The sequence below is a fragment of the Pararhodobacter sp. genome, assembly GCF_034676075.1.
Lineage (GTDB): Bacteria > Pseudomonadota > Alphaproteobacteria > Rhodobacterales > Rhodobacteraceae > Pararhodobacter.
The window spans coordinates 1-13,431 of sequence record NZ_JAUCCQ010000108.1 but is presented as its reverse complement, the minus strand read 5'-3'; the positions used below and the strand labels follow the sequence as shown (position 1 = coordinate 13,431).

The window sequence follows — 13,431 nt, the reverse complement described above, 5'->3', positions numbered from 1 at the left end:
GGGTGGGCGGCGCGTCCGGGCCCGTACTCGACAACACCCGTAGGGTGCGTGCTCGCACGCACCGTGCCCCGACCGCCTACGCACCCACCCCCGCCATCCGCCGCACATAACCCCGGATCCCTTCAGGCCAGTCCTCGACCCGCGCCGCGAAGGCTTCCAGATCGCCCGCATACAGCGCCCGGCTGGCCTCCTCGAACCCCGGCAGATCCCCCGCTAAGGCGTTCATCGCCCGCCAGCAGGCGTCCCGCCGTTCGGCCGCGCCGCCCTCGGCCGCGCGCGCCGCCTCGACCAGCCGCCGGATCGTCGCCGAGGCGCCGCCCGGTTGCGATCCGAGCCAATCCCAGTGCCGTTTCAGCAGCGTGACCTCCCGCGCCACCACCCCCAGCTTCGGCCGTCCGCGCCGGGGCGGGGGCGGCGCGACCCAGTCGCGCGGGTCAAGGTCGACGACCCGCCCGGTCCGGTCATCGAAGACCAGCGCCCCCTTGGCCAGTGCCACGGGCGCGACCTGCGCCAGAGGCCCCTCGGCCACGGTCTCGAGCCCCAGAAAGGCGGTGCATGCATCATCCTGTTCCATGGCGCCATGAACACCAGTCCGGATCGCTTGTCAATATTACCCGGGTAATATTGCGCGGGGCGCGGAGCTCTGCTATCAGCCGCTCCAAAGGAGTCGCGTCATGAACCGTCAGGACCGTAAAGCCGCCGTCTCGTCCTATCGCGAGGCCAGACCGCAAGCCGGGATCTATGCCCTCCACGCGGGCGGACATCTCTGGATCGCCGCCGCGCCCCGGCTCGACACGGTCGAGAACCGGCTGCGGTTCACGCTGGGGCAGGGCGCCCATCCCAATGCCGGGCTGCAGGAAGCGTCGGCGGCGGGCTACCGGTTCGAGATCCTCGAACGCCTCGACCCCGAGACCGAGGCGCTGAGCCAGCCCCGGATCCTGAAGGAACGCCTGGCCTTCTGGCTGGAGCAGACCGGCGGCCTGCCGCTCTAGCGCCCGGTAGGATGGGCAATATTGCCCATCCTACGCCGCCATGGACGGCGGGGCAGGGCGCGGCTAGTCTGACCCGAAACAGCCGGGACCCGCCCATGCGCCTGATCCGCCTCGAGACTTTCCACGACGAATTCGTCTGCTTCGTCAAGGCGACGGCCGAGGATGGCGCCATCGGCTGGGGCCAGACCGCGACCTATAACGCCGATCTCACCGCCCGGGTCTTCCAGCGGCAGATCACCCCCTGGGCCCTGGGCCAGGATTCGGCCGACATCGCCGCGCTGGTCGCCCGGATCGAACGGGCGGAGCACAAATTCCCCGGCTCCTATCGCAACCGGGCGCTGGCGGGGCTCGACACGGCGCTGTGGGACATGGCCGGGCGGCGGGCGGGCAAGCCGGTGGCGGCGCTGATCGGCGGCAGCGCCGGGCCGGTGCGCGCCTATGCCAGTTCCATGCGCCGCGACCTGACCGCCGACGAGGAGGCTGAGCGCCTGAAGCGGATCTGCGCCGAGCAGGGTTTCACCGCCGCCAAGTTCCGCATCGCCGCCGAGATGGGCGAGGACCGCGACCAATGGGAGGGCCGGACCGAGGCGATCATCCCCGCCGTCACCCGGGCGCTGCCCGGCATCGAGCGGCTGGTCGACGCCAATTCCGGCTTCTCCGTGCCCCGCGCCATCGCCGTCGGCCGCATGCTGGAGGATCACGGCATCAGCCATTACGAGGAGCCGGTGCCGTGGTGGGACCTCGACGCCACCGCCGCCGTGTCCGAGGCGCTGGACATCGACGTGGCGGGCGGTGAGCAGGAGGTCGAGGTCACCACCTTCGCCCGCATGATTCGCGATCGGGCGGTCGATGTCGTGCAGCCCGATATCCTCTATCTGGGCGGGCTGGCGAAGACCCTGCATGTGGCGCGCCTCGCGGCGGCCGAGGGGCTGCCGGTCACGCCCCATGCCGCCAATCTGGGGCTGGTGACGCTGGCGACGATGCATCTGATGCGGGCCATCCCGAATGCGGGCAAATACCTCGAATTCTCGATCGAGGGGGCGGATTACTACCCCTGGCAACGGGGCCTCTTCACCACCGACCCGTTCCGGGTCGAGGCGGGGCAGCTCAGCGTCCCCGACCTGCCCGGCTGGGGGACGGAACCCCATCCCGACTGGCTGTCCCGCGCCGATTGGCAAAGCTCGGACGCGGCCGAGGCCACGGCCTATGCCCGGCTTTACCATGCGACGCTCGACGCGCGCCTCTGACCCCGGCGCAGGCCTGCAAACCAAGCATTGACGGCTCCCCGAAACCTGCTCATATGCCCGCCATGACCGAGCTCGACAGAATCCGCAACTTCTCCATCGTGGCGCATATCGACCACGGCAAATCCACGCTTGCCGACCGGCTGATCCAGCTGACCGGCACCGTGGCGCAACGCGACATGAAGGAGCAGATCCTCGACTCGATGGATATCGAGCGCGAGCGCGGCATCACCATCAAGGCCAACACCGTCCGCATCGAATACCCGGCCAAGGACGGCAAGACCTATGTGCTGAACCTGATCGATACGCCCGGCCACGTCGACTTCGCCTATGAAGTCTCGCGCTCGATGCGCGCGGTCGAGGGCTCGCTTCTGGTTGTCGATGCCTCGCAGGGCGTCGAGGCGCAGACGCTGGCCAACGTCTATCAGGCGATCGACGCGGGCCACGAGATCGTGCCGGTCCTGAACAAGATCGACCTTCCGGCGGCCGAGCCCGAGCGGGTGAAGGAACAGATCGAGGATGTGATCGGCCTTGACGCCCATGACGCGGTGCTGATCTCGGCCAAATCCGGCCTCGGCATCCCCGAGGTGCTGGAAGCCATCGTCACCCGTCTGCCGCCGCCCAAGGGCGACCGCAATGCGCCCCTGAAGGCGATGCTGGTCGACAGCTGGTACGACCCCTATCTGGGCGTGGTCGTCATGATCCGCGTGATGGATGGCGTGATCCGCAAGGGCGACCGGATCAAGATGATGCAGACCGGCGCGATCTACGGGGTCGACAAGCTGGCGGTGCTGAAGCCGCAGATGGTCGATATCGAGGAACTCGGCCCGGGCGAGATCGGCATCTGGACCGGCTCGATCAAGCAGGTCCGCGACACCCGCGTCGGCGACACGATCACCACCGAGAAAAAGGGCTGCGAAGCCCCGCTGCCCGGCTTCAAGCCCGCCCAGCCGGTGGTCTTCTGCGGCCTCTTCCCGGTCGATGCCAATGATTTCGAGGATTTGCGCGACGCCATCGAGAAGCTGCAGCTCAACGACGCCAGCTTCAGCAGCGAGATGGAGACCTCGGCCGCGCTGGGCTTCGGCTTCCGCTGCGGCTTCCTCGGGCTTTTGCATCTCGAGGTGATCCGCGACCGGCTGGAACGCGAATACGACCTCGACCTGATCACCACGGCGCCGTCGGTGGTCTACAAGATCTTCATGCGCGACGGCACTATGCAGGAATTGCACAACCCTGCCGACATGCCCGACCTGACCCATGTCGACCATATCGAGGAGCCGCGGATCAAGGCCACCATCATGGTGCCCGACGATTACCTCGGCGACGTGCTGAAGCTGTGCCAGGACCGCCGCGGGGTTCAGTTGAACCTGACCTATGCCGGCAACCGGGCGATGGTGGAATACGACCTGCCGCTGAACGAGGTGGTCTTCGACTTCTACGACCGGCTGAAGTCGATCACCAAGGGCTATGCCAGCTTCGACTACCAGCTGACCGGCTATGCCGAGGATTACCTGGTCAAGATGTCGATCCTGGTCAATGACGAGCCGGTCGATGCCTTGTCCATGATGGTCCACCGCGACCGGGCCGAGATGCGCGGCCGGGCGATGGTGGAGAAGCTCAAGGACCTGATCCCGCGCCACATGTTCAAGATCCCGATCCAGGCGGCCATCGGCGGCCGGGTGATCGCCCGCGAGACGCTGTCGGCGATGCGCAAGGACGTGACGGCCAAATGCTACGGCGGTGACGCCACCCGCAAGCGCAAGCTTCTGGACAAGCAGAAGGCCGGCAAGAAGAAGATGCGCCAGTTCGGGAAAGTGGAGATCCCGCAGTCGGCGTTCATCTCGGCGTTGAAGATGGACAGCTGAGGCTGTCCTTCGTCATGGCGGGTGAGGGTAAGCGGGTTTCGTCGGAAACCCGCGGCCGCACCCGGTGAGGTGAGAGCGATGGCGGTGCGCGCTCCGTAGGGTGCGTGCTTGCACGCACCGTTCCCCAGCCCGAATCCGCACCGAAGGTGCGTGCAAGCACGCACCCTACAGGAGGCCGAGGCGGCGGTCGCGGTGGACCGAGGAGAACGGCCAGTCCTCGGGCGATGCGGCGAGGCCGTGCTTGACAGGATTGATCCTGCAATACTCGACATGCGCCCGATAATCCGCCCCGTCGCGGATATGGTGTTCCCAGAAGCGGCGTTGCCAGATCGCCCTCTCGTTCCGGGCAAGGTGCGAATGCCGCCGAGGGCCCGGTGACAATCCCATCGAGAAGCGGGATTTGATCAACCGCCACCGCTCCGAATACTCGCAATCCCCCTCGGGCAGCGTCCAGACGCAATGCAGATGGTCCGGCAGCACCACGAAGGCGTCGATGGTGAAGGGGCGTTCGCGCTGGGTCACGGCGACCGCCTGGCGCAGGCGCTCGACCTCATCCGTCAGCAGCGCGCTGCCCGGTTGATCGAGGCGGACGGTGAAGAAGATCGTGGCACCGGGAACGCGGGGGCGGAGATACGAGGACATGCCCCCTATCAGCGCGAAAACCGGTGAGAGAAGGGTTAACGTAGGGTGCGTGCTTGCACGCACCTCCGGCAGGATCGGTGCGGGCGAGCACGCACCCAACGTCACTCTGCCGCGCGGCGGATCGGCTCGCCCTCGTCCGGCACGGTTCCCGCTTCCTCGATCTCGGGCAGGCCCTCGCGGGACAGCAGCACCGCCACCGGCCTTGCGGCGGGGATATGCGAGCAGACGATCATCGCCGCGACCATGATCGGCACGGCCAGGAACATCCCGGCGATGCCCCAGAGCGCGCCCCAGAAGGCCAGCGAGATGATGATGCCGAAGGACGAGACCCTGAGCGCCCGGCCCATCAGCATCGGGTCGATGACCGAGCCCAGAACGAACTGGATCATCCCCGCCAGCACGAACACCAGAAGCGCCGTCGCCGGTTCCGTCACCTGGATCAGCGCCACCAGACCCAGCAGGATCGTGGCGATGATCGAGCCCACCGAGGGGATGTAGTTCAGAACGAAGGTCAGGATCGCCATGGGTCCGGCGAAATCGAGGCGGAACCCCTCCATCAGCAGATAGACCGCCAGCGCAGTGGCCAGCGAGACGCCGGTCTTCACCAAGAGGTAATGGTTCACCCGCCGGACGATGGAATGGATGATGCGGCCGACGCGCTTGGCCTGGGCCTTGTCGTGCAGCAGGTTCTCCAGCTTGGTGTTGAACCAAAGCCGCTCGGCGAAAAGGAAACCGACGAAGAGGATGACCAGCGTCGTTGCCGACAGCAGGTTCGAGGCCTGGCCCGCCAGCGTGCTGATATAGGTCGAGACCTGGATCGAGCGGATCGAGGTTTCCACCATCTGCTCGGCCTCGGGCGAGATCCAGGCGGCGAGCCGCGCCATGGCGGCGATGGCCTGGTCGGTATAGCCCAGCGTCGTCGTCACCACCGTGTTGATCTGGCTGATGATGATGCCCGTGAGGGTCAGCAGGATCACCGCGATCATGGCGAAGGCCCCGACCGAGGCCAGCCAGTTGGTGATCTTCCACGACCCGATCCTGAGCCGCGAGAAGGCGGTGATCGCATCCGCCGTCAGCGAGAAGAGGATGATGGCGATGACCAGCGAGATCAGGATGAACCGCGCCTGCACCAGCAGGAACAGGATCATCGAAAAGGCGATGATCCCCAGGAACCAGGTCTGCAGCCGGTAACGATCGACCAGCGACAGGCGGTTGGCGGGTTGCGGCTCGGCGGCGGCGTGTTCGATCTCGTGCGGGGTCATCGGTGCCAGAAAAAGGGGGTTTGGCCAAGACTAGGACGCCCCGACCCGGGTTACAATGGCCGAGGTCCGCCGATCACCGCCCCGTGCGGTCCGCCAGCGCCGCCAGCGCCGGAACGAGGTCGCCATAGCCGGTCAGGCGGCGCTCATAGGCAAGGTTGAGGCGGGCGGCGCAGTCGGCGGCCTTGGCGTCGAGCGCCGGGTCATCGAGCTGCGCCAGATAGACCAGCTTTTCGTAATTGCCGAACATCATGGCGATCAGCTCGGGGTGGCGGTCAAAGCCCATCGGCCGCCAGACGAAGGCCTCGAATTGCTTGACCAGAAAATCGGTGAGGTAGAAGGCGGTGAATTCCGTCTCGGCCCTTGCGGCGAAATCGGCGTTGCCGGCGAAGAAGGAATAGCAATGCGGGCCTTCGACCATCGGTACGCCCAACGCCGCGCAGCGGGCCTGCAGCAGGCCGCCGGTGCCGCAATCGGCATAGACCACCAGGATCTGGTCGTAGGCATCGCGGTATTTCTCGACCGCCGCCTCGACCGCATCGGGGATCCGGTCGGGCCAGAGGTGCAGGTTGGCGGGCAGGCAATGCAGGTCCAGATGGTCCCAGCCATTGGCCGCCTTGATCGCCAAGATCTCATGCGCGAGCGCCCCGCAGGCCAGGGCCAGCAGGCGCCCCTCGCGCGGCGCTTCCATCCCCTCGGTCGTCAGATCGCGGTCCGAGGGGCGCTCCATCTCAGCTGGCCCGGCCTTGCGCGCGCTCGATCACCGGGCGCAGGCGCTGTTCCACGACCTCATCCGTCAGGGGACCGGCGTGGCGCATGAGGATATTGCCCTCGCCATCGACGACGAAGGTCTCGGGCAGGCCGACAACGCCCCAGTCGAGGCCCATACGGGCCCGGGGATCGGCGCCGATCGCGGCATAGGGATTGCCCAGTTCATCGAGGAAATCCATCGCCCGGTCGGGTTCGTCACGGTAGTTCACGCCCAGCACCGTCAGCCCCTCATGGGCCAGCCCCTCGACCACCGGCGCCTCGGCCCGGCAGGGCGGGCACCACGAGGCCCAGAAATTGACCAGCGTCACTTCGCCGGTGCGCAGCATGTCGTCGGTGAAGAGCGGCAGCTCTTCCAGCTGCGCCAGTTCCACCGCCGGGGCCTGATGCCCGGCCCGGGCCGAGGGCAGGTCGTTGCGGTCCTCGCGGAAATTGCCGACGGCGACGAAGGCGACGAAACCGGCCAGGAGGACGGGCGGCAGCAGCAGGAGGGGGTTGATCTTCATCTCAGCCTCGGGTCGTTCGGGTTTCGAGGGCGGCCAGCTCGCGCCTGACACGGCGCGCGCGGGCCCAGCTCCACAGGATCAGCGCCGCGATCAGGCCCAGCGATACGGCATAGGCGAGCGTCACTTCGGCGGCATAGGGGCCAAGGTCGGGCATCAGGCGCGGGCCCTTTCACGGGTCATGAGGGCGCGGGCGCGGCGGGCGCGGATCTCGGTCCGCGTCCCGGCCAGGACCAGCGCCAGAAACAGCAGGCCGAAGCCCGCCATGCACAGATAGAGCGGCGCCTTGTAGGCCCAGTCCATCCGCGTCCCGGGCGCCACGCTGAGCGAGGCCCCCTGATGCAGGCCCTGGTTCCAGAAGAGCGCGGCATAGCGCGAGAGCGCGGCAAAGACCGAGCCGACCAGACAGAGGATGGCGGTGAGGTCGGCGGCGGTGTCGGCGTCCTCGATCGCGGACCAGAGCGCGATATAGCCGAGGTAGAAGAGGAACAGGATCAGGAACGAGGTCAGCCTCGGGTCCCATTCCCACCACGTGCCCCACATCGGCTGGCCCCAGATGGCGCCGGTGATCAGCGCGATCAGCGTCATGGTGGCGCCGATGGGACCGGCGGCCTTGGCGGCCAGCGCGCTGACATGGTGGCGCCGGACCAGCCAGATCAGCGAGGCGATGAGCATCATGGCCCAGGCATTGATCGCCATCAGTGCGGCGGGGACATGCAGGAAGATGATCTTGACCGTGGCACCCTGGCGGTAATCGGCCTCGGTGAAGAAAAAGCCCCAGACCAGCCCGGTGGCGATCAGCCCGGCCGCGAGCAGCGCGCTCACGGGCATCAGCCAGCCCGAGAGCCGCATGAACTTGACCGGATTGGCGTATTCCCAGAGCGATGCCATGCAGGTTTCCTAATGTGTCCGGGGGCGGGGCTCAAGCCACACGGGCGTGATCCTAGCGCAGATTGATGCGCAGCGCGAAGGCTGCGGCGAAGGGTAGCAGGGCCGCGGATCCGGCGGTGATCCCGGCGGTCAGCAGCAGCGCGGTCGAGCCGTCGAGCCCCTGTGCCGCCCGGCTCACTGCCTGGGCGCCGAAGACCAGGGTGGGGACGTAAAGCGGCAGCACCAGCAGAGACATGAGGAGCCCGCCGCGCTTCAGTCCGACGGTCAGCGCCGCGCCGAAAGCGCCGATGACGCTCAAGGCCGGGGTGCCCAGCAGCAGGGACAGGACCAGCGGGGCGAAGGCGGGCCCCGGCAGGTTCAGCAGGATGCCCAGCACCGGCGCGGCCAGCGCCAAGGGCAGGCCGGTCGTCAGCCAATGGGCCAGCGCCTTCACCGCGACCACCCCCTCCAGCGGGATGGGCGAGGTCGCCAGCAGGTCGAGCGAGCCGTCCTCATGATCCAGCGCGAACAGCCGGTCCAGCGACAGGAGGCACGCGAGCAGCGCGCCCACCCAGAGGATGCCGGGCGCGATCAGCGCCAGCGTCCCGGTATCGGGGCCGACGCCCAGCGGCACCAGCACGGCAAGGATCAGGAAGAACCCCAGCCCCAGCCCGAAGCCGCCGCCGGCCCGGATCGCCAGCCTCAGGTCACGGATCAGGAGCGCGATCACAGGAAGGCCTCATCGAAACCGAGGTCCGGCGGCAGCTCGGCCCTATAGGGCGCGAGGTCCAGCACCCTTGCCTCGGGCAGGCCGAGGTCGATATGCGTGGCCAGCAGCGCCGCCCCGCCCGCGGCCAGATGATCGCGCACCACGCCCGCGAAGAGCGCGACCGAAGCCGCGTCCAGCGACACCGTCGGCTCGTCCAGCACCCAGAGCCAGCGCCCGGTCACCAGAAGCCGCGCCAGCCCCAGCCGCCGCTTCTGCCCGGCCGAAAGATGCTGCGCCTGCCGCTCGGCCAGATCCCTGAGGTTCATGGACTCCAGCGCCCCGGCGATGTCCCTCTGCCCATGGATCGCCGCCCAGAAACTGAGGTTCTCGGCCACGGTGAGGGTGGATTTCAGCCCGTCGGCATGGGCGGCATAGGCCATCTCTTCGGGCGGGCAGGAAATCTCGCCTTTCAGCGCCGGCTGCAACCCGGCCAGCGTCCTCAGCAGCGTGGTTTTCCCCGACCCGTTCGGCCCGCGCAACACCAGCGCCTCGCCGCTTGCGACGGCAAAGCTCAGCCCCTCGATCAAGGGCAGCCCGCCCCGGGCGCAGGCCAGATCCGTTACGCGCAATTCCATGAAACCCGCATAGCCGAAGCGCCTGACCCCGCCAAGCCAAACCGCGCCCCTGCTTCATTCTGCCCCAAATACGCACGGGGGATTTTCAAGGGGGGAGCGTGCTCCCCCCTTGAAGCGGGGGTGCGGGGGCGGCAACCCCCGCCACTGTCAGACGTTGAGCAGCAGATGCTCCCGCTCCCAGGGCGAGATGACCTGCTGGAATTCCTTGTATTCGTCGCGCTTGACCGAGGCATAGAGCGCCACGAACTCCGGCCCCAGCACCTCGGTCATCGCCGTGTCCTCGACCAGCAGGTCGATGGCGTCGCCGAGCGTCAGCGGCAGCTCGTCCTCGCCCATATAGGCGTTGATCCGGCATTCCGGCCGGGGATCGAGCTTCTCCTTGAGCCCCAGATAGCCGCAGGCGAGCGAAGCCGCGATCCCGAGATAGGGGTTGCAATCCATCCCGGCCAGCCGGTTCTCGACCCGCCGCGCCTCGGGGCCTGAGATCGGCACGCGCAGCCCGGTGGTGCGGTTGTCGCGGCCCCATTCCAGGTTGATGGGGGCGGCGAAGTCGGGGACGTAGCGGCGGTACGAGTTCACATAGGGCGCGAGCAGAGCCACCGCGGCGGGCAGGTGGTTCTGCATCCCGGCAATGAAATGCAGGAAGGCCGGCGTCTCGCTGCCATCCTCGGCCGAGAAGATGTTCTTGCCGGTCTTCAGGTCCACCACCGAATGATGGATATGCATGGCCGAGCCCGGCTCGCCCTCGATGGGCTTTGCCATGAAGGTGGCAAAGCAATCGTGGCGCAGCGCCGCCTCGCGGATCATCCGCTTGAAGAAGAAGATGTGGTCGGCCAGATCGACCGGGTTGCCATGGGCGAGGTTGATCTCGACCTGACCGGCGCCGCCTTCCTGCAGGATGCCGTCGATCTCCAGCCCCATTGCCTCGGCGTAATCGTAGATGTCGTCGATGACCTTGCCGTATTCATCGACCGCCGACATCGAATAGGCCTGTTTCGCCGCCGCCTTGCGGCCCGAGCGGCCCATCGGCGGGCTGATCGGCATGTTGGGATCGGTGTTGCGCTCGACGAAATAGAATTCCATCTCGGGCGCGACCACGGGCTTCCAGCCCTCGGCCGCATAGAGGTCGAGCACGCGTTTCAGCACGTTCCTCGGTGCGGTCGGCACCGGGGCCCCGGTCTGGGTCATCGCGTCATGGATGATCTGCAGCGTGATATCGGCGGTCCAGGGCGCGGCGGTGGCGGTCGAGAAATCCGGCACCAGCGTCATGTCCGGTTCCTTGTACTCATCCTCGCCGCCCGGGGCATTGGCCCATTCGCCGGTGATGGTCTGCAGGAAGATCGAGGTCGGCAGATAGAAATGCGTCTGCTTGTCGAATTTGAAGGCGGGCATCGCCTTGCCCCGCGCCACGCCGGCGATATCGGGCAGGATGCATTCGATCTCGTCCAGGCGGCGCCCGGCGAGGAAATCACGGGCCGCCTCGGGAATCTTGGTGGTCCAGTTGGTCATGGGTCAGTCCTGTGGAAATCCGTCATTTGACGGTCTGTTGCCGCTCCGCATGGGCGGCCTTGAAAAAGTCGCTGAGCTGACGGGCGATGACGGCGCTGTCGGGTCCCGCGCCCAGACGGGCCCGCGCCGCGTCAAGGAGCGGGTCGGGCACCACCCCGCGCCCGCGCGCATCGATCAGTTCGCCGACGAAGCCATCGCCGAATTCGGGATGGGGCTGCACCGAATAGCCGGTCTTGCCATAGGCCAGCCCTGCGTATTGGCAGAAGGGCGAGGTGGCCACGACCCGGGCACCGGGCGGAAGCGCCGTCACCTGGTCCTGATGCCAGGCGTTCAGCTTGACCGTCTCGCCGCCGAAATCGTACTCGGTCGGGCCGACGGCCCAGCCGCCCTGGTATTTCTCGACCGTGCCGCCCAGGGCCCGGGCCATGATCTGATGGCCAAAGCAGATGCCCGCCACCGGGATGTCACGGGCGATGGCGTCGCGGATGAACTGCTCCAGCGGCTTGATGAACGGGTGATCCTCGTAGACGCCATGGCGCGAGCCGGTGATCAGCCAGCCGTCGCAGTCGGTGACCGAGGCGGGAAACTCCATCCCGTTGACCCGCCAGCGGGCGAAGGTGAAGCCTTGTCCCGCCAGCAGAGTCTCGAACATGTCGGGATAGGTGCCGTAGGATTCCAGCCCCTGGGGGGCGTCGCCGGTTTGCAGAATGCCGATCTTCATGGTTTCCTCAAACGGTGTCGAGATAGAGATCGAGCACTTCCGTCGGCGTCATCTCCGCCATGTAGCGAAGTTCCTGACGCTTGGTACGGATGAGGTTCTCGATGAGTTGCGGCGCGAAGATGCGCTTCATCTCGGGGCTGCTTTCGAATGTGTCGATCGCATCCTGCCACGTTGTCGGCATCTGCGGAAGATCGAGTTCATAGGCATTGCCGCTAATGGGCGCGGGCGGGGTGAGCCCGTCCTCGATCCCGATGAGCGCGGCACCCAGGACACCGGCCATCATCAGATAGGGGTTGATGTCGCCCCCCGCCACGCGGTGTTCGATCCGCCGTGCCTTGAGGTTGCCCGAGGGGATGCGCACCGCTGCCGTGCGGTTCTCATAGGCCCAGGCGATGCCGGTCGGCGCATGCGCGCCGGGCTCGAAGCGGTCGTAGCTGTTGTAATGGGGCGCCAGCAGCAGCGTGGTGCCGGGCATCGCCTTGAGGCACCCGGCGACCGCCTGATGCAGCAGGGGCGAGCCGCCATGCGTGCCGTCGTCGAACAGGTTCTTGCCCGCCCCGTCGGTGACGGAGAAATGCATGTGCATGCCGTTGCCCGGCCAATCCTCGTAGGGTTTGGCCATGAAGCTGGCGGCAAAGCCGTGGCGGCGGGCGAGGCCGCGGACCAGCATCTTGAAGAACCAGGTATCGTCGGCGATCTTCAGCACATCGGCCGAATGAAGCAGGTTGACTTCGAACTGGCCGGGCCCGGCCTCGGAAATCGCCGTGTCGGCGTCGATGTCCATAACCTCGCAGCAATCATAGAGATCGGTGAAGAAGCGGTCGAACGCGTCGAGCGCCCTGAGCGCCAGCGTATCGGCGCCGGGCCTGCGCTTGCCCGAGCGGGGCGAGGGCGGCACGCGCAGCTCGCGGCCCGAATCGTCGATCAGGTAGAATTCGAGTTCGGTGGCGCAGACCGGGAACATGCCGCGCTCGTGGAATTTCTCGACCACCCGGGCCAGCGCGTGGCGGGGATCGCCGGCAAAGGGGCTGCCGTCCTCGTGGAACATCCAGATCGGCAGCAGCGCGGTCGGCGCCTCGAGCCAGGGCATCGGCAGGAAGCCGCGTTCCGTGGGTTTCAGCACGCCATCGGCATCGCCGGAGTCGAAGACCAGCGGGCTGTCCTCGATATCCTCGCCCCAGATGTCGAGGTTCATGACCGAGAAGGGAAAGCGCGTGCCCTCCTCGACGATCTTGTCGGCGAAGCGCACCGGGATGCGTTTGCCCCGTGCCTGACCGTTGAGGTCGGCGGCGGCAACACGGATGGTTCGGACGTCGGGGTGATGGCGGAGCCAATCACGCATGATTCACCTGATATATTGCGGACGGAACCGGAAGCGGGCCCGCGCAGCGCGCGGGAGATGCCGGTTGAGCCGCCGGTTGACCGCACCGAAAAGGCCGATCACTGCCAGGGTCATCAGGATGAAATAGAGTCCGACGATAGGGTAGGCGATGAAAGGGTTGAAGGTCTGTGCGGCGAAGTAACTGGCGTAGTAGAGGGCGTCGCCCATCTGCTGCCAGGCGGGAAAGGCCGAGAAGAACACCAGCGTCGTGGCGTGCAACAGGAAGATGGCCTCGTTGGTATAGCTGGGCCAGGCGAGGCGCAGCATGGTGGGCCAGACCACCCGCCGGAACTTGGCGAAGCCGGTCAGGCCATAGGCATCCGCGGCCTCAAG

General features: G+C 67.0%; 15 protein-coding genes and 1 pseudogene. 3 read left to right on the top strand and 13 right to left on the bottom strand.

Features of this window, described 5'->3' with window-relative positions:
- Positions 1 to 76 precede the first annotated feature (76 nt).
- Positions 77 to 574 carry a DUF2239 family protein gene (locus tag VDQ18_RS19005; protein WP_323022476.1) on the bottom strand — a complete coding sequence of 166 codons (498 nt, stop codon included), beginning with the start codon at positions 572 to 574 and terminating at the stop codon, positions 77 to 79.
- Positions 575 to 674: 100 nt separating this feature from the next.
- On the opposite strand from VDQ18_RS19005, the gene VDQ18_RS19000 reads away from it, so the two are divergent.
- From VDQ18_RS19000 to lepA, 3 genes are all read left to right on the top strand, one after another.
- Positions 675 to 992, top strand: a complete 318-nt coding sequence (locus tag VDQ18_RS19000) for a GIY-YIG nuclease family protein (protein WP_323022475.1) — start codon at positions 675 to 677, stop codon at positions 990 to 992.
- A gap of 95 nt (positions 993 to 1,087) precedes the next feature.
- Entirely contained in the window at positions 1,088 to 2,239 is a 1,152-nt protein-coding gene (locus VDQ18_RS18995) for a mandelate racemase/muconate lactonizing enzyme family protein (RefSeq protein ID WP_323022474.1), read from the top strand.
- 62 nt (positions 2,240 to 2,301) lie between these two features.
- Complete coding sequence (gene lepA, locus VDQ18_RS18990) at positions 2,302 to 4,101, top strand: translation elongation factor 4 (RefSeq protein ID WP_323022473.1); 1,800 nt, start codon at positions 2,302 to 2,304, stop codon at positions 4,099 to 4,101.
- Between the two features lie 165 nt (positions 4,102 to 4,266).
- Here the strand turns inward: lepA and VDQ18_RS18985 are convergent, their stop codons facing one another.
- The 12 genes and pseudogenes from VDQ18_RS18985 to VDQ18_RS18930 all read right to left on the bottom strand — a co-directional run.
- On the bottom strand, positions 4,267 to 4,743 hold the full coding sequence (locus VDQ18_RS18985) for an REP-associated tyrosine transposase (RefSeq protein WP_323022472.1): 477 nt from the start codon (positions 4,741 to 4,743) through the stop codon (positions 4,267 to 4,269).
- Positions 4,744 to 4,844: 101 nt separating this feature from the next.
- Positions 4,845 to 6,005 (bottom strand): AI-2E family transporter, encoded by a 1,161-nt coding sequence (locus tag VDQ18_RS18980; protein WP_323022471.1) that lies wholly within the window; start codon positions 6,003 to 6,005, stop codon positions 4,845 to 4,847.
- 73 nt (positions 6,006 to 6,078) lie between these two features.
- Positions 6,079 to 6,732 (bottom strand): DUF1638 domain-containing protein, encoded by a 654-nt coding sequence (locus VDQ18_RS18975; RefSeq protein WP_323022470.1) that lies wholly within the window; start codon positions 6,730 to 6,732, stop codon positions 6,079 to 6,081.
- Between the two features lies 1 nt (position 6,733).
- On the bottom strand, positions 6,734 to 7,276 hold the full coding sequence (locus VDQ18_RS18970; protein WP_323022469.1) for a DsbE family thiol:disulfide interchange protein: 543 nt from the start codon (positions 7,274 to 7,276) through the stop codon (positions 6,734 to 6,736).
- Position 7,277: 1 nt separating this feature from the next.
- Positions 7,278 to 7,430 carry a heme exporter protein CcmD gene (gene ccmD, locus VDQ18_RS18965; protein ID WP_323022468.1) on the bottom strand — a complete coding sequence of 51 codons (153 nt, stop codon included), beginning with the start codon at positions 7,428 to 7,430 and terminating at the stop codon, positions 7,278 to 7,280.
- The gene (locus tag VDQ18_RS18960; protein ID WP_323022467.1) at positions 7,430 to 8,164 is read right to left on the bottom strand and encodes a heme ABC transporter permease; all 735 of its coding nucleotides are present in this window, start codon (positions 8,162 to 8,164) and stop codon (positions 7,430 to 7,432) included. The genes ccmD and VDQ18_RS18960 overlap by 1 nt, the downstream gene beginning before the upstream one ends.
- A gap of 52 nt (positions 8,165 to 8,216) precedes the next feature.
- Entirely contained in the window at positions 8,217 to 8,873 is a 657-nt protein-coding gene (gene ccmB, locus VDQ18_RS18955) for a heme exporter protein CcmB (protein ID WP_323022466.1), read from the bottom strand.
- Positions 8,870 to 9,487 carry a heme ABC exporter ATP-binding protein CcmA gene (gene ccmA / locus VDQ18_RS18950; RefSeq protein WP_323022465.1) on the bottom strand — a complete coding sequence of 206 codons (618 nt, stop codon included), beginning with the start codon at positions 9,485 to 9,487 and terminating at the stop codon, positions 8,870 to 8,872. Before ccmA ends, ccmB begins: the two co-directional genes overlap by 4 nt.
- Before the next feature lie 147 nt (positions 9,488 to 9,634).
- The gene (locus VDQ18_RS18945) at positions 9,635 to 10,996 is read right to left on the bottom strand and encodes a glutamine synthetase family protein (protein WP_323022464.1); all 1,362 of its coding nucleotides are present in this window, start codon (positions 10,994 to 10,996) and stop codon (positions 9,635 to 9,637) included.
- A gap of 22 nt (positions 10,997 to 11,018) precedes the next feature.
- Positions 11,019 to 11,717 carry a type 1 glutamine amidotransferase gene (locus tag VDQ18_RS18940; protein WP_323022463.1) on the bottom strand — a complete coding sequence of 233 codons (699 nt, stop codon included), beginning with the start codon at positions 11,715 to 11,717 and terminating at the stop codon, positions 11,019 to 11,021.
- 7 nt (positions 11,718 to 11,724) lie between these two features.
- Positions 11,725 to 13,059, bottom strand: a complete 1,335-nt coding sequence (locus VDQ18_RS18935; protein WP_323022462.1) for a glutamine synthetase family protein — start codon at positions 13,057 to 13,059, stop codon at positions 11,725 to 11,727.
- 3 nt (positions 13,060 to 13,062) lie between these two features.
- A pseudogene (locus VDQ18_RS18930) lies at positions 13,063 to 13,431 on the bottom strand (amino acid ABC transporter permease); the annotation flags it as partial.